We start from the raw sequence: 17,610 nt of genomic DNA on the forward strand, positions 1-17,610 counted from the left end.
GATGGAGCAGCTAGTAACATTATTTTATGACAATTTTAAGGAGTTCCCAATCGGTGAATTTCCATATGATAAGGATCATTCTGCAACCGGAGAATATCACCATGTTATAAATTCAGGGTATGCAGGCAAATGGGTGGATCAGGTATGTAATTATAGTTATAACGGAACTGGTCCAAGCTGGATTATTACAGAGTCAGAAGGCAAGCATTACATGGAGCAGATGCGCATTGAGAAAAATAAACCGCATCGCATGTTTCCAACACTTCAAACAGGTACTCCATTTTGGAGAGACTATCATTATCAAGCAATCGTTCGAAGACTCTCTACGAAAGGAATTGCGGGTATTGCATTTTGCATGCAAAATAGTCTAAATACATTAGTTTTTCAGCTGGAAAAGAATGAGGTTAGCTTAGTTTATCGCCATAAAGAAGAAGTAGAAATCTTAGCAAAAGTGGACTTCTTACATGATTGTGATACCTATTATACCTTAGGTGTAACACTCAAAGGAAATAAGGTTAACTGTTATATAGATGGTAAATTACTCCTTAGTTATGAGGGGGAACTTGTGAAAGGTGGAAAAATTGGTATTACTGCAGATTGCCCTACACAGTTTACGGAAGTACTAGTAAAAGTGAGTGAAGATACCAAGCAGCAAATAGAGGATGCAGTAAAACAGGCAGAAGTAATAAGGTATGAACTACAAGAACAACAGCCAAAGATGAAGCTGTGGAAAAAGATAGATTTAAAAGATTTTGGTGCAAGTAGGCAAGTACGATTTGGACACTTAACTGGAACGAAAGAGTGGTATATCGTATTGGCACAAGCACAAAAACGTATCAACCGAGATGCTTATGCACATGTAAGCTGCATCACTGCAATTGATTTAGAAGGGAATGTTTTATGGCAAAGAGGTGAACCATCCAAAGACACTCCTGTCCTTGGAAAAATTTCCGCTGATTTACCTCTTCAAGTTTATGACATTGATGGAGATGGTGTTGATGAAGTAATCACTGCTCACAATTTTGAAATCCTTATCTTGGATGGTAGAACCGGTGAAGTGAAAAAACGTGCTAAAACACCACTTGCAGACGATGAAGATAGCACTGTGATAGGGGCACCATATCAAATTTACGCATTTGATCGAATTAATCCCGACGGAATTCGTATCGCTAATTTTTCTGGAAAAGAAAGACCAAGTGATATCCTAATAAAAGACCGTTATTGTCGTGTCTATGCATTAGATTCTGACTTAAATCTGATGTGGAAATATAAGAGTCCAAAAAATACTGGTCATTATCCTCTTGCAATTGATATCAATGGGGATGGTCATGATGAATTATTATGCGGCTATACCTTACTTGATTGCAATGGAAAAGAACTATGGACTTATCCGATTGAACTTGACCATACCGATGAAATTGTGGCGGGTAAGTTTATGGCTGGTAGTGATAAGGGATACTTTGCCTGTGTTTCAGGAACCGAAGGATTCTTCCTTGGTGATTTCCAAGGAAATATCATTATGAGAGATAAAATCGGTCACGCACAACGTGTCAGTGTGGGAAATTACTGCCCTGATAAAGAAGGATTTGAATTAATTGTAAGTAATTTCTGGGGACATCAAGGAATTATTTACGCTTATGACTGTTATGGTAATCCAATGTGGGAATATGAAAATGAACTTAATGGTAATATTTTAGCTCCTGTAAACTGGAAGGGTGATGGAACTGATTTATTCTTATTGAATCCGGATGTGAATCGTGGTGGTTTGATGGATGGCTATGGCAGACAGGTAGTATCATTTCCAGAGGATGGACATCCAGTGATGTGCTGTGAAGCAATTGATTTATGTAAAGATTGCCGTGATGAAATAGTAGTATGGGATTATCATTCGCTCTATATCTATACTCAGGAGGATGCACCAATGAAATGTGATTATCAACCTGTAAAGTATCCTCATTACAATGCTTCTAATTATCGTGGAGAATATTCCTTCCCAGATAAGTCCTATATCACGTTTCAGGAAGACCCTAGAAAATAAAGAGAGTCCTATACTTCATAGATACTCAAATTGAAATAGCTAAGTGGAATACGAATATCAGAGAAAAGGTATAGCATTTAGCTGAAAATGTATAGCATGTAGCTAAAAATGTGCATAGAAATGGAGTAATACATGCAAAAGAGAGAGGAAGCAAAACGAAAAGCGAAAGAATTAGTCAGCCAGATGGATATTTTCGAGAAAGCATCTCAACTAAGATATGATTCTCCCGCAATCCCTAGGCTAAAGGTACCAGCATATAATTGGTGGAATGAAGCTCTGCACGGGGTAGCTCGTGCAGGGACTGCAACCGTATTTCCCGTAGCAATAGCGATGGCAGCTATGTTTGATGAAGAGATGATGAGACAGGTTGGTGATGTCATTGCTACCGAAGGAAGAGCAAAGCATCATGCGTATGCAAAGGAAGGTGACACAGGAATCTACAAGGGGTTAACCTTCTGGTCTCCAAACATAAATCTATTTCGCGACCCTAGGTGGGGGCGTGGGCATGAGACATATGGGGAAGATCCTTATCTTACAGGAACCTTGGGTGCCTCATTTATCAAAGGATTGCAAGGAGAAGATGAGAATTATTTAAAGTCAGCCGCTTGTGTAAAGCATCTGGCTGCACACTCTGGACCAGAGGTACTTCGTCATGAAATTAATGTAAAAGTATCAAAGAAAGACCTATGGGAGAGTTATTTACCTGCCTTTGAGATGTGCGTCAAGGAAGGAAATGTAGAAGGTGCTATGGGAGGGTATAATCGCTTAAACGATGAACCTTGCTGTGGTAGTTATTTTCTAATGCGCGATGTGTTACGTGGTAAGTGGGGATTTGAAGGATACTTTGCCTCGGATTGTTGGGCATTAAGAGATTTTCATGAGCATCATATGGTAACCGCAACACCAGCCGAATCAGCAGCATTAGCACTACATACTGGTTGTGATATAAACTGTGGCTCGATGTATCTGCATTTAATTAAGGCACTTACGGAAGGTTTGGTTACAGAAGATGAGATTACAACTGCCTGTGAACGAGCCTTCACGACAAGATACCTGCTTGGCTGTTTTGATGAAACACCATGGGATCAAATTCCTTATTCTGTTGTCGATTGTAAGGAGCATCAGCTATTCAATGAGGAAGTGGCAAAGCGAAGCATGGTTTTACTTAAGAACAATGGAACGTTACCATTACAAAAGAGTAAATTGAAAACGATAGGTGTAATAGGACCGAATGCGGATTCTAGAGTAGCTCTTCATGGTAATTATCATGGAACCTCTGCTAATTACATTACTATTCTAGAAGGAATAACGAGAGAAGTATCAGAACAGGTGGCTGTCTTATACTCGAATGGCTGTGAACTTAAGTCAGATCGTACGGAGCGCTTAGCCCTTCCTATGGATCGTATCTCGGAGGCCGTAATTGTTGCAAAACAAAGTGATGTCGTCGTTTTGTGTGTTGGCCTTGATGAAACAATAGAAGGGGAAGCACATCATATCAGCACTGGTGAAGCTGCTGGTGGCGACAAGGAAGATTTGCTGTTACCAGAGGTGCAGCGGACTTTAATAGAAGAGGTACTAAAGGTCGGAAAACCTACTATATTATGCCTTATGGCAGGAAGTGCAATCGATCTTAGTGAATATGAGAACCGATGCGATGCCATATTAATGCTTTGGTACCCTGGTGCCAGAGGTGGTAGCGCCCTCGCACAGATATTATTTGGCAAGGAGTCACCGAGCGGGAAATTACCGATTACATTTTATGGTCCAGAGAACGTACTACCGGAATTTACTGATTATAGTATGAAAAATCGTACTTATCGTTACATTGAGGAAAAGCCACTTTATCCATTTGGTTATGGACTTAGCTATGGCAATGTAATTTGTAAAGAAGCAACGATGTTAAGCAATGGTGTTGAAGCAAATGATCATCCAGTAAATGTGATGGAAGATCAGCTTCAGATACATTTAACCCTTCAAAATGAGAGTGATATCGCTACTAGAGATGTAATACAGGTTTACTGTAAGAATCATGATTCTCTTCACGCAGTTCGCAACGTTAGCCTTTGCGCTTTTAAAAGTATCACAATTGGTGCATGGAAGAAGGAAGAATTCAATCTTACAATACCAAAGAGTGCATTTTTTACTGTCGATGAAGAGGGAAACAAAAAAGTGGACGGAAGCAGGTTTTCTTTCTATATCGGAACGCAGGCACCAGATGAAAGAAGCAGAGAACTTACAGATAAGAGAGTACTTGAACTACAGGTTAATCATGTATCGTAGAAGATACATAGTATGCGCAGTATCTTAGTTAAAAAAATGTGATGCAAGTTATAGCCCATATCTTGATATCCCCAATATACAAGAGAAACGCTATCACTTACTTTTCTAAAAAAGAGAATCAAGAAAGACATCAATAAGAAGAGGAGAACACAAATGATCTATGCAGATAACAAAGTAACAGATGTAAAAATAGCTTATATCGGTGGTGGTAGCCATGGATGGGCTTGGACTTTTATGACAGACTTAGCAAGGGAGTCTGCAATCAGTGGAACAATACGTTTGTACGATATTGACATGGAAGCAGCAAAGAATAATGAATGTATAGCAAAGCGTTTATTCCGTCGTGACGACGTAGTTGGAAAGTGGGATTTTACAACGGTAGGATCTTTACAGGAGGCATTAACCGGCGCAGACTTTGTTCTTATTTCTATATTACCAGGTACATTTGAAGAGATGCAATCCGATGTACATTACCCAGAACGTTACGGAATTTATCAATCTGTTGGTGATACATCAGGACCAGGCGGATTGCTTCGTGCACTACGTACCATTCCTATGTATGTAGAGATTGCGAATGCTATAAAGAAATATTCTAAAGATGCTTGGGTCATCAATTATACGAATCCTATGACCTTATGTGTTAAGACATTGTATCATGTCTTTCCAGAAATAAAAGCGTTTGGTTGCTGTCATGAGGTGTTTGGAACACAAAAGATTTTAAGAAATATTTGTGAGCTTACAACTGGAATAAAAGGAATTGAACGAAATGAGATATTCGTCAATGTCCTTGGTATTAACCATTTTACATGGTTTGATCAGGCTTCTTATAAAGGAATAGACCTATTCCCTATTTATCGTAAATTTATCGAAGAAAGCTTTGAAGAAGGGTATCATGACCCAGATAGAAACTGGGCAAATGGGACCTTTAACTGTGCACATAGAGTAAAGTTTGATCTCTTTCAGAAATTTGGCTTAATTGCTGCGGCGGGAGATCGCCATTTGGCTGAATTCTTACCAGGTGATTGGTATCTAAAAGACCCTGAAACTGTGAAGTCCTGGAAGTTTGCGCTTACCACAGTGGAGCAAAGAAAGGTAACACAAAAAGAACGTAATGAAAGAGCAGTTCGCTTAATGAATGGAGAGGAAGATATCGAGTTAAAGCCAACAGGTGAAGAAGGTATCATGTTAATTAAAGCACTGTGTGGTCTTGGAAGAGTAGTAAGTAATGTTAACATTCCAAATACCAATGGTCAGATACCAAACCTTCCAAATACTGCTGTCGTTGAAACGAATGCAGTATTTGAGCGAAATTCCATCAAACCAGTTGTTTCTGGTAGATTACCAGAAGGAATTCGTGACCTCATTATGCCTCATGTTGAGGATCATGAGATGATTCTAGAAGCAGCACTTACTTGTGACTTTGAACTTGCACTCAAAGCATTTACCTCAGATCCTTTGGTAAAAGGAAAACTATCAGAGGCAGATGCAAGAGAGTTACTTACTGCGATGATTCGAAATACGATTAAGTATTTACCGGAAGGGTTTAAAAAATATATCTAAAGAATAGATCTAAAAATATCTAAAAAATAATCTTAAAACTATCAAGGTAGTATTTTTCTTCAAGTATCACTTTGATAGTTTTTTGTTTGTAATTATTTTAATCTAGCAGCTACTCTTAATATTCCCGTGTCTTTAGATATTTCTCAAAAAACATTATAAGTCCATGTTCTGCGCAAGAATAGCTGTGTCCCATATTATCAAATAGATGGAATTGATAGTGAAAAGGATTGTTTTCATAAGAAAGAATAAGATCTCTCATCTTTTCATTGTCACATCTCCAAGGATCGGATTCTCCACAGGAATGGAAAATCTGAGGTAAAGTGCGCTTATCATTAATCAAAGATTGCGCTAGATGCTTGATACTATATTTTGTTTTCTGAAGGTCTCCTTCTCCAAACAACACTCTTTTTTGCATAGGGCGATAGGAAAAATCCGCATCCGCTTTATCACCAGCGCCAAAAGCAGCAATATATCCGAAGGTTTCAGGGTAGGTTAATCCAGCTTGAAAACAGCCATATCCACCATTTGAAAAACCAGAGACAATATTTTTTGAGCGATCCTTTGGTAGTAAAGGAAACATAGAATGTATCATTTCAGGGAGTTCTTTTCCTACGTATGTTCCATAACGCTCTCCTTCTGCCATATCGATAAAGCAAGAATTATAGACATGTGGACAAAATACTGCGAGATGTTCTTTCTTTGCTAATTCTATTAAGTTTGTCTCTAATGCCCAAGCCATGTGATCACCACTGCCTCCATGATAGAGCCAGAGTATTCTAGGTAAATTACCATTCTCATCATAGAGTTGTTCTGGTACAATTGCAAGTACTTCCATTATCATCCCTAATACTTTACTAGGAAGGTGTAATTGCATTACTGCCATGGGCTCACCTCCTTTGATATATTGGTGATAACTTCCGATAATTTGTTCATTGCTTGAAATATAAACTGTTTATCAGGAAGAAGTTCAAGATGGACCTTTTTATTGTGGTATTGGGAAAGGTGGTTACATAATTCACAATTTTGTTTGTACACATTGCTCAGAGAATTCGTGATTAGAGTAATATCTGTATTAAAACTATCTACAGAGATTATATTAGGATTCCAGAGATTTTGAGCACTATTTTGAAAAGAATCTTGATCACCTAACCAAAGGGAGATGTCGTTTAAATTCTCTTTATTATAGAAATCATTGATATCAAATTGCCCTTCAATGGTAACCACTTTCTGATAGAAGGATGGAACAGTTATCGCCGCTAATATAGCAGTATATCCACCGGTACCAATTCCTCCAATATAGCGAGAGGTTTGCTCCTTCTTTAATGGAAACCAAGTGGAACATAGAGAAGGCAATTCTTTCGTTAGAAATTGAAAAAAATTATAATTATTTTTAGTGTCTAAAAATAAGCTATTATTCCCCTGTGGCATTATTAATGCACAATTACTATGCTCAAAGAATGACTCTATTCCAAGTCGAAGCCATTGACTGTGATCCATGTTTGAGTCATGTAATAAATAGAGTGAATTCATCGGTTCTTTAGATTCTGGAAGTAAGACATCGAAACCAATTGGCATCTTTAATGCGCTAGATTGTATCTGTGTTTGTATCCATCTCATAGGTATATCCTTTCTTTATCTAGTATATATAGTCGGTGATTTATTTCTAACATTCTTTTTTCGCTCACAACTCGCTTTTGCTCCTCGCAAAAACGGTTCACTCGAAACAATGTTGAAATTTTAATCACCGACTATATAGTAAATTCCACATCTTTTTTGTCGTAGTGTCCTTAATCAGTTATAGACCAAAAATCTAGAAATTGCAATGCTTATCCCTATTATTTCGTAAGCTCCCCACTTTACAACCCAGAAAGAATATGAGAGAATGAAACGGATAAAATGTAATTACTGTCAACTATCATAAATTGTTGACGATCAGGATAAAATGACTTTGGAGGATTACCATGAAAGACATCTTAGACGTTCACACCCATACCCTGGCAAGTGGTCATGCGTACAATACGATAAAAGAAATGGCAATGGAGGCATCTGAAAGGGGAATTGAATTACTTGGAATAACCGAACATGCACCAACCATGCCTGGAACTTGTCATGAGTTTTATTTTCAGAATCTTCACGTTGTTCCTAGAGAAATGTATGGGGTACAACTTCTCCTTGGAAGTGAGTTAAATATTTTAGACCATAAGGGAACTCTTGATTTACCCAATCAAGTGCTCAAAAAACTAGATATTTGTATCGCTAGCATCCATCCTCCCTGTTATCAAAAAGGTACCATTGAGGAGAATACGAATGCAATTGTTGGCGCGATGCAAAACCCTTATGTTAATATTATAGGTCACCCAGACGATGGTAGATTCGAGCTTGATTATGAGACTGTAGTAAAAAAGGCAAAGGAATTTGGAGTAATACTAGAACTTAATAATTCTTCTTTAGCTCCTGGAAGTTTTCGACCAAATACCAGAGAAAATGACCTTACGATGCTTTTGTATTGTAAGCAATATGAAGTACCAGTTATTATGAGCAGCGATGCGCATACAGCATACGATATAGGAAATCATGAATATGTAAAAGAGATAGTAAAAGAAGCGATGTTCCCAGAAGATTTGGTAATCAATCATTCCAAGGAAGTACTACTTCAAATGATAAAAAAGCGCAGAAATAGTATTCAATAATTCTCATTCGATTTCCATTGACAAATAATTTGTCCACTGTTAAGATGTTACATTATAGACAAAGGCGTCTTGGAAAAGGTGCCTTTGTCTTTTTTTTGCAATTTTTGAGAGTATGATTAAAATAATTAATTGTTTGGGAGGTAACTTATGAAACATTATACTAAGAAGGATATTTTAAGATTAGTAGAGGAAGAGGATGTAGAATTTATCCGCCTTCAGTTTACCGATATGTACGGGAATCTTAAAAATGTAGCAGTGACAACAAGCCAATTGGAAAAAGTATTAAATAACAAATGTATGTTTGATGGTTCTGCCATCGAAGGATTTGTACGCATTGAGGAATCTGATATGTATTTGCACCCTGACTTAAATACCTTTGAAATATTTCCATGGAGACCACAACAAGGAAAGGTTGCAAGATTTATCTGTGACGTATATCGTACCGATGGAACACCATTTGAAGGAGATCCAAGATACATATTAAAACGTGTATTACAAGAAGCGAAAGACCTTGGATACACATTTCATGTTGGTCCAGAATGCGAGTTTTTCCTCTTTGATGTAGGTGAGAATGGGTTACCAACTACAAAAACGAGGGAAAAAGGCGGTTATTTTGATGTAGGACCTATGGATGCTGGTGAAAATGCTAGAAGAGAGATGGTACTAACCTTGGAAGAGATGGGCTTTGAAGTGGAAGCATCTCACCATGAAGTTGCACCAGCTCAACATGAAATTGATTTCCATTATGAAGACGGTTTAACTACCGCAGATAATATTATGACCTTTAAGATGGCTGTTCGCACCGTCGCAAGACGTCATGGCATGCATGCTACCTTCATGCCTAAACCAAAGTCTGGTGTCAATGGTTCTGGAATGCATATTAACATGTCTCTTGAGAAAGATGGGGAGAATAGTTTTTATGATCCAAATGATAAATTAGGATTAAGTGAAGTTGCCTATCAGTTTATAGCAGGATTAATGCATCATGTTCCTAGTATGACTGCAATAACTAATCCATTGGTTAACTCTTATAAGCGATTAGTTCCTGGTTATGAAGCACCAGTTTATATTGCATGGTCTTCTGTCAATCGTAGCCCACTGATCAGAATTCCAGATGGAAGAGAAGATAGCACTAGAGTGGAGTTACGAAGCCCAGATCCAGCAACGAATCCATATCTAGCTCTAGCAGTATGTCTTGCGGCAGGACTAGATGGAATTAAAAAGAAGATGACTCCTCCTGCTCATGTTGATAAGAATATCTTCTCTATGAGCGAACAGGATCGACTTGATTTGGGAATTCGCAATCTTCCTGGCAGTTTAGGAGAGGCCTTAGAAGAATTTGAAAACAGTGAGTTCATGAAAGAAGTATTAGGAAGTCATGCTTTCTATACTTATATAAAAGCAAAGAGAGCAGAATGGATCCAGTATCGTACGCAAGTCTCAGAATGGGAAATTGACCAATACCTTAACCGTATTTAGGAGTATAAATCATAACGGAGGTGGTCAATTTTGCTGAGTATAATCATAGTATTCCCAAAGATTGAGGACGCGAATAACATAAGAAATATCTTAGTACGTGGCGGATATGAAGTGAATGCGACCTGTACTACCGGTGCGCAAGCAATCACTATAGCAAATGAACTTGATGAAGGAATTGTTATCTGTGGATTTCGTCTAGCGGATATGCTATATCGAGAGCTAAATAGTTACCTGCCTCGTGGATTTGAGATGCTTTTATTAGCTTCACCACAAAAGTTATTAGAGTATGCAGATGGTAATATCCTAAGCCTTAGTATGCCAATCAAGTTACAAGATTTTTTAAACACTCTTCAGTTGATGACTTACAATTACATGCGCCGAAAGAAGAGAGATAAGAATAAACCTAAAGATCGTACTACAGCTCAGAGGGAAATTATCACCAGAGCTAAGACTCTGTTAATGGAACGTAACAAGATGACAGAAGAAGAGGCACATCGTTACATCCAAAAGACTAGTATGGATAGTGGCACCAATATGGTAGAAACAGCAGAAATGATCTTGAGTATGATGTAGTTCTATTCATATTATACATCATTGGAATTCGAAATTCCTATGCTATGAAAGTGGCTAGAATCTTGCATTTAAGATAATTGATGTATATAATAAATCATCAGATATTTTGCCACGGCAATTTGTGCAGGCTCACAAAGTTGCCCTTTTAAGATAAGGCGCCAAAGCGCCAGAATGGAGGTTAAAATGAAATTTACAAAGATGCAAGGCTGCGGAAATGATTATGTCTACGTAAATTGCTTGGAAGAAGCATTAAATAATCCGAATGAAGTAGCAAAAAAGGTAAGTGATCGACGTTTTGGAATTGGTTCCGATGGACTCATATTAATTAAACCTTCCAATATTGCAGACTTTACAATGCATATGTACAATGCAGATGGTTCTCAAGGGAAAATGTGCGGAAATGGGATTCGTTGCGTTGGTAAATATGTTTATGACCATGGTATGACACAAAAAACAAGTCTAGCTATTGAGACCTTAGGTGGTGTGAAATACTTAGACTTAATTGTTGATAACGGAAAAGTAACAGAAGTAACCGTTGATATGGGGGAACCAGTATTAGATCCTAAATTAATACCGATTGCAGTCGATAAGGAACAGGTATTAAATATGCCAATAACGATTGCGAATCGTGAATTTTTCATCACTGGTGTATCGGTAGGAAACCCTCATGCGGTTACGTTTATAGATGATACAAAATCTTTCCCCATCGAAACATATGGCCCATTATTTGAAGAACATCCATTGTTCCCTGAAAAGATGAATACAGAATTTGTACAAATTCTTGACCGTAAGACCGTCAATATGCGAGTTTGGGAGCGTGGCTCTGCGGAAACTCATGCTTGTGGAACCGGAGCTACGAGTTCTGTGTATGCAGCAATCTTAAATGGCTTAACGGAAGATGAAGTGACAGTTCATATGTTAGGCGGTGATGTTGTTATTCGTTATGATAGAGAGAAGAATCGTCTCTTTATGACGGGACCTGCTGTTACGGTTTTTGATGGTGAGATAGAGATATAGGAAGTAGTGAGAAAATAAAGCAGTATTTTATACGCTTTTTATTTCTGGTAGTATCTAATCTGCTCTAAGATTTGCTATGCAATAAATGCTAATTCAGAGAATTGACAAGAGCTTACGTAAACCTCAGTACAAAAAAGATGCTTGTTAAATGCACAATAGAATGGAGGTTACAATGTTTAAAATAAATCAAAACTACTTAAAATTACAAGGTAGTTATCTTTTTTCAACGATTGGAAAAAAGGTACGTACCTATAAAGAAGAAAATCCCGATAAGAATGTGATAAGTCTTGGAATTGGTGATGTAACACTTCCTCTTGCACCCAGTATAATTAGTGCGCTTCACAGAGCGACCGATGAGATGGCAGCAAAAGAAACATTCAAAGGCTATTCCCCGGACTTAGGATACGAATTTTTACGCAGTGCAATCGCAAAACACGATTATGAAGCTAGAGGAGTACAAATTGCAATTGATGAAATCTTCATCAGTGATGGTGCTAAGAGTGATTCTGGTAACATTGGTGATATATTTGCAGAAGACAATAAAATAGCAGTTTGTGATCCAGTGTATCCTGTCTATGTGGATACGAATGTAATGGCTGGTAGAACAGGAGAGTTTGATTCTACTACTGGTAAGTGGAGCAATGTAATTTATATGCCTTGCTCGAAAGATAATAATTTCGTACCAATGCTACCAAAGGAAACTCCAGATATTATCTATCTATGTTTTCCTAACAATCCAACAGGATCAGCAATTACGAAGAATGAACTTCAAAAATGGGTAGATTATGCGAATGAAAAAGGAGCAGTAATCATTTATGATGCTGCATATGAGGCATACATTAGCGAGGATGATTGTCCTCATACCATTTACGAATGTGATGGAGCAAAAAAATGTGCCATTGAACTTCGAAGCTTTAGTAAAAATGCTGGGTTTACTGGTACTAGGCTTGGTTTTACAGTAGTACCAAAGGAATTAATTAGTGACGGAGTTCCTTTAAATAATTTATGGGCAAGACGCCATGGTACTAAATTTAATGGTGCTCCCTATATTATTCAGGCCGCAGGTGCTGCCGTTTACTCCCCAGAAGGAATTGCACAAACAAGAGAGCAGATCGATTATTATATGAATAATGCACGCGTTATTCGCGATGGTTTATTAGAAGCAGGATATCAGGTATCTGGTGGTGTCAATGCTCCTTATATCTGGTTACAGACACCAAATGGAATGACATCGTGGGAATTCTTTGATCATCTCCTTCAAAATGCATCTGTGGTTGGAACACCAGGCTCTGGCTTTGGACCAAGTGGAGAAGGGTATTTCCGATTGACTGCATTCGGTACGTATGAAAATACGCTAGAAGCCTTAAGAAGAATTAAGAATTTATAATGCAGGATAAAATAACTTGAAAACAAAAGATGGACCATCAGCTTATCGCCGATGATCCATCTTTTGTTTTATAGAAACTACTATAATCATGTATAGTAATGATTAGTGCTTGCCAAACTTACGCTGGAAGAATTTTACCACTTCGACAATAGGGATTGTTAAGAAAGCAAGTCCTAAAGCCACGAAGTATTCAGGTAATGAAATATGCTCGAAACCAAACGCTGTGGAGATACCTGGGAGGTAAATAACAGCTGTGGTAAGAACAAGGCTAAGTGCCATACCACCAATTAAGTAGATATTGTGGTGTTTCATATGAAGAATACTCTTTCTTTGGCTACGTAAGTTAAAGGAATGGAAAATCTCTGCCATGGACATCGCAAGGAATGCCATTGTCATTCCATCTTCACTGTTAGCGATTTCCCAAACACCAGCTTCCATATAGTGACCGATAAAATAAGCCGCTAAGGTAATAACGGTAACCATAGCACCCTGGTATAATACGTCTACACCTAGACCACCGGAAAAAATACCGTCCTTGGTGCTTCTTGGCTTACGTTCCATAATATCCTTTTCAGCCTTTTCTACACCAAGAGCAAGCGCTGGGAAACAGTCTGTAATCAGGTTAATCCATAACAGGTGAACTGGTTTTAAAATTGTAAATCCAAGAATTGTAGCAACAAATATACTTAATACTTCACTTAAGTTACTGGAAAGTAAGAACTGAATTGCTTTACGGATGTTATCATAAATACGTCGACCTTCTCCAACTGCACTTACGATGGTTGCGAAGTTATCATCAGCGAGTACCATGTCAGCAACGTTCTTTGTAACGTCAGTACCTGTAATACCCATACCAACACCAATATCAGCAGACTTGATACTTGGAGCATCGTTAACACCGTCACCGGTCATTGCAGTTATCTTGCCCTTTGCTTTCCAAGCATTTACGATACGAACTTTATGTTCAGGCTGTACACGAGCGTATACAGAATAACGTTCGATTTCAGTTTTAAATGCCTCCTCAGAGATTTCATTTAATTCAGCACCAGTAATAGCTTCTTTGGCATCTTTGATAATTCCAAGCTGTGTAGCAATCGCAACAGCAGTATCGCGGTGGTCACCAGTAATCATAATAGGACGAATACCGGCTTTTTTACATTCTTCAATCGCTCCAATTACCTCTGGACGGATAGGATCAATCATACCAGTTAGACCGACGAAAATTAACTCTTTTTCTAAGTTCTCAGGGCTAACATCGGTTGGAACACTCTCATAATTTCTGTATGCAGCAGCTAACACACGAAGCGCTTTATCTGCCATTTCTTTATTTTTTGAAAGAATCTCTTTACGGATAGCGTCTGTTAATGGAACGACTTTACCCTGATATAATACATGAGTACAACATTTTAAAACTTCATCCGGAGCACCTTTGGTGTATTGAACAATTCCATCTGCGGTCTTATGAATAGTACTCATCATCTTACGAACGGAATCAAATGGTGCCTCTGCTACACGTGGTTGTTGTTCCTTTAATTTATTTTTATTGAGAGATAATTTTGTAGCATAATTTACAAGTGCACATTCGGTCGGCTCACCAACTGCATTATTGGTTTCATCAAGTTGAGCGTCGGAACAAAGTGCCATTGCTGTCGCTAATAAGTCTTCATTTTCTCCGTAGTGTTCTACTACAGTCATCTTATTCTGAGTAAGAGTACCAGTTTTATCACTACAGATAATCTGTGCACAACCAAGTGTTTCTACTGCGGTTAACTTACGGATAACCGCATTTTTCTTACTCATGTTAGTAACACCGATACTAAGTACAATAGTAACTACAGTAGCAAGTCCTTCTGGAATTGCAGCAACGGCCAAACTTACGGCAACCATAAAAGTATTTAAAGCAACTTCTCCGTTGATTTCACCAGCAGTCAGCAAACTAAAACCAAAGATAAATGCACAAATACCAATAACTAGTACAGTTAGGACTTTACTTAACTGAGCTAACTTAATCTGTAATGGAGTACGTCCCTCTTTTGCATTTGCAAGTGCATCTGCAATCTTACCCATCTCGGTATCCATACCAGTTGCAGTGATAACTGCTGAACCACGGCCATATACGATAACACTACCCATATAGACCATATTTTTTCTATCACCAAGTGGGATATCTTTTTCTTTACCAAGAGTTAATTTCTCCACTTTTTTATTTACCGGAACACTTTCTCCAGTAAGAGCAGCTTCTTCTACTTTTAGGCTTGCGCTTTCTAATAATCTCGCATCTGCAGGAACCGCATCGCCTGCTTCAAGTAAAATAACATCACCAACAACTAAGTCTTCACTTTTAATGCTTTGAATCACACCATCACGAAGAACTTTACTTGTGGCTGCTGCCATTTCTTGAAGAGCTTCAATTGCTTTTTCTGCTTTACTTTCTTGAGTTACACCTAGGATTGCATTGATAATAACTACAGCAAGAATAATTAATACATCGGCGAAGGATTCGTTTGCATAAGCAGCAGTAATACCGGATACGGTTGCTGCACACAACAGGATAATTGTCATCGGATCCTTCATCTGGGAAAAGAACCTAGCAATCAGAGATACTTTTTCTGCTTCTTTCAGTTTGTTCTTACCGTTTTTTAAAAGCCTGTCTTCGCTTTCCTTCGATGTAAGACCAGTAGATTGACTCCCAATCTCTTTTAATACATCGTCAGTAGATTTTAAGTAATAATTCATTCCAATCTTCCTTTCTTATAAGTATAACTGTCTACATAGCATTTGGTTGAAAGCATATGTATGTTCTTTTTTTATTTAATCTTTTGATGCATTTTTAATTGATAAATAAATACACCATACTAATCCGATGTGAAGATATTCATACGTAATTTTGTTTATTATCATAACGCTATGCTTTATTGAAGTTTGAAGTAGAAATTATAAAATATGTTTTCATAAAACTTACAATATGTTATCTATTGATAGCATTTTTATACTACGCAGCAAAAAGACTCATGCATAACTTAAATAATAAAAAGTTATACATGAGTCTCATTCTCTAAGGCAAACCAGGCATAAAGCCATGATGTTGGAATTGCCGCGTAAGCAAAAGTTTACGTAAATTACTCCCTCACTCTATATTGGATATTAGATTAAATTTACAATGATCAAATGGAAACCATTTGTTACAGACCAATGATAACAGATTTTTTTGAATAATCAAGTCTTTTCATCATTTTTTAATGTTTCCTTAACAGAACTACAAGTTTTCCCTTGTAATATATCTGAATTTTGCTTAAACTAAATATAGTTTGTTTAGAAAGGATGAAGGATATGATATACCCATCATTATTAAAAAAAGGTGATACGATAGGTGTAACGGCTTGTTCAGACGGAAAACCTGATGTATTGGATGCAGTAAGGCTTGATCATGCTAAAGTGCAGCTAGATAAGATAGGTTATAAAGTTCTTGAGACTAAAAATACCAGAACGAGTTTTAAAAACCGTAGTTCTTCTGCAATGGAGCGTAAGGAGCAGCTGGAGGAATTATTTGAGAATGACGAAGTAAAGGCAATTATAATGGTCTCTGGTGGGGATTATTTGTTAGAGATGTTACCGCTTCTTGATTATGATAAATTTATAGAGAATCCGAAATGGATTCAAGGATATTCTGATCCAACGGGACTTTTATATACCATTACAGTTGGATGTGATATTGCAACAGTTTATGGTTGCAATTTTTCTGATTTTGGTATGGGGGAATGGCATCACTCCTTAGAGAATAACCTAAAACTCTTACAAGGGGAAGGTGTGAAACAAGAAAGTTTTGATTTTTTTATGGATGGATTTAAGAGTAAGGTAACTGGATATGAAGGGTATGATTCTGACAAAGAAGTTTGCTGGAGAAATGCTCGTGGAGAAGATGAAATCCTAATAGAGGGAAGATTTCTTGGTGGGTGCCTTGATGTTTTACTTAACATTGTCGGAACAAAATATGATAAAACGACACAGTTTATAGAGAAATATAAAGAGGATGGAATCGTATGGTATCTAGAAAGCTTTAGTAGAGATTCTGAAGAATTATTTACAGGCTTATGGAATTTAAGAGAAGCAGGATGGTTTCAATATGCCAAGGGATTTGTTTTTGGTCGTCCTTGCTTTTTTGAAACACATACAGACACCACATATGAAGAGGCTATCTTATCCATATTAGAAGAGCTTAAGGTTCCGATTATATTCGATGCAGATTTTGGGCATAAACCACCTCGTATGGCAATCATCAATGGAGCTAAGGGAAAGGTCTATTCCAAAGGCAAATCAGGATATATCTATCAAAAAGCAGAAGATTAAGAGAAAATGCTATAGCGTTTAAGTTTAAAATAAGTTTTTTTTAATGAAAATGTAAAAGAATATAAAACAATAGAAAAGATAAATATGCTATGATAGAAATATCTTGATATTCCAATTTTTAGTGATATAATCGAGTAGGATAGATATCATATGTCCGATAAGGATGCGCGTGGCGCGCGACAATAGATAGTAACTTGAGTAGCGATAGCTTAGAATTACGTGCAAAGTATGAAGCTTTA

Annotated in this window: 12 protein-coding genes; 9 read left to right on the forward strand and 3 right to left on the reverse strand. The window is 37.5% G+C overall.

The genetic code is table 11. The features are described 5' to 3' along the window. The first annotated feature begins 1 nt into the window (after nt 1). From CC92_RS0118980 to CC92_RS0118990, 3 genes are all read left to right on the forward strand, one after another. Complete coding sequence (locus tag CC92_RS0118980; protein WP_029501937.1) at nt 2–2,038, forward strand: hypothetical protein; 2,037 nt, start codon at nt 2–4, stop codon at nt 2,036–2,038. Between the two features lie 132 nt (nt 2,039–2,170). Further along, nucleotides 2,171–4,318, forward strand: a complete 2,148-nt coding sequence (locus CC92_RS0118985; RefSeq protein ID WP_029501936.1) for a glycoside hydrolase family 3 C-terminal domain-containing protein — start codon at nt 2,171–2,173, stop codon at nt 4,316–4,318. Between the two features lie 153 nt (nt 4,319–4,471). Then, nucleotides 4,472–5,878: a glucosidase gene (locus CC92_RS0118990; protein WP_029501935.1), complete on the forward strand. Its 1,407-nt coding sequence runs from the start codon at nt 4,472–4,474 to the stop codon at nt 5,876–5,878. A gap of 115 nt (nt 5,879–5,993) precedes the next feature. Here CC92_RS0118990 and CC92_RS21925 read toward each other — a convergent pair whose 3' ends face one another. After that, on the reverse strand, nt 5,994–6,761 hold the full coding sequence (locus CC92_RS21925) for an alpha/beta hydrolase (protein WP_051650617.1): 768 nt from the start codon (nt 6,759–6,761) through the stop codon (nt 5,994–5,996). Continuing rightward, a complete protein-coding gene (locus tag CC92_RS0119000) occupies nt 6,752–7,495 on the reverse strand; it encodes an alpha/beta hydrolase-fold protein (protein WP_029501933.1) in 744 nt (247 codons plus the stop codon). The genes CC92_RS21925 and CC92_RS0119000 overlap by 10 nt, the downstream gene beginning before the upstream one ends. A gap of 344 nt (nt 7,496–7,839) precedes the next feature. Between CC92_RS0119000 and CC92_RS0119005 the strand changes: the two genes are divergently transcribed. The 5 genes from CC92_RS0119005 to CC92_RS0119025 all read left to right on the forward strand — a co-directional run bounded on the left by CC92_RS0119005 (nt 7,840) and on the right by CC92_RS0119025 (nt 13,024). Next, nucleotides 7,840–8,568, forward strand: coding sequence for a phosphatase (locus tag CC92_RS0119005; protein WP_029501932.1), 729 nt, complete (start codon nt 7,840–7,842; stop codon nt 8,566–8,568). Nucleotides 8,569–8,715: 147 nt separating this feature from the next. After that, a complete protein-coding gene (gene glnA, locus CC92_RS0119010) occupies nt 8,716–10,047 on the forward strand; it encodes a type I glutamate--ammonia ligase (RefSeq protein ID WP_029501931.1) in 1,332 nt (443 codons plus the stop codon). 30 nt (nt 10,048–10,077) lie between these two features. Continuing rightward, the gene (locus tag CC92_RS0119015) at nt 10,078–10,620 is read left to right on the forward strand and encodes an ANTAR domain-containing response regulator (RefSeq protein ID WP_029501930.1); all 543 of its coding nucleotides are present in this window, start codon (nt 10,078–10,080) and stop codon (nt 10,618–10,620) included. Between the two features lie 183 nt (nt 10,621–10,803). Beyond that, nucleotides 10,804–11,637: a diaminopimelate epimerase gene (gene dapF / locus CC92_RS0119020; RefSeq protein ID WP_029501929.1), complete on the forward strand. Its 834-nt coding sequence runs from the start codon at nt 10,804–10,806 to the stop codon at nt 11,635–11,637. A 172-nt stretch (nt 11,638–11,809) separates the two neighbouring features. Next, nucleotides 11,810–13,024: an LL-diaminopimelate aminotransferase gene (locus CC92_RS0119025; protein WP_029501928.1), complete on the forward strand. Its 1,215-nt coding sequence runs from the start codon at nt 11,810–11,812 to the stop codon at nt 13,022–13,024. 102 nt (nt 13,025–13,126) lie between these two features. Here CC92_RS0119025 and CC92_RS0119030 read toward each other — a convergent pair whose 3' ends face one another. After that, nucleotides 13,127–15,760 (reverse strand): cation-translocating P-type ATPase, encoded by a 2,634-nt coding sequence (locus CC92_RS0119030; RefSeq protein ID WP_029501927.1) that lies wholly within the window; start codon nt 15,758–15,760, stop codon nt 13,127–13,129. A 594-nt stretch (nt 15,761–16,354) separates the two neighbouring features. Here CC92_RS0119030 and CC92_RS0119035 point away from each other — a divergent pair. After that, the gene (locus CC92_RS0119035) at nt 16,355–17,371 is read left to right on the forward strand and encodes a S66 family peptidase (protein WP_029501926.1); all 1,017 of its coding nucleotides are present in this window, start codon (nt 16,355–16,357) and stop codon (nt 17,369–17,371) included. Nucleotides 17,372–17,610 lie beyond the last annotated feature (239 nt).

It is taken from the genome of Lachnoclostridium phytofermentans, assembly GCF_000733755.1.
In the GTDB taxonomy this organism is placed as follows: domain Bacteria; phylum Bacillota; class Clostridia; order Lachnospirales; family Lachnospiraceae; genus Lachnoclostridium; species Lachnoclostridium phytofermentans_A.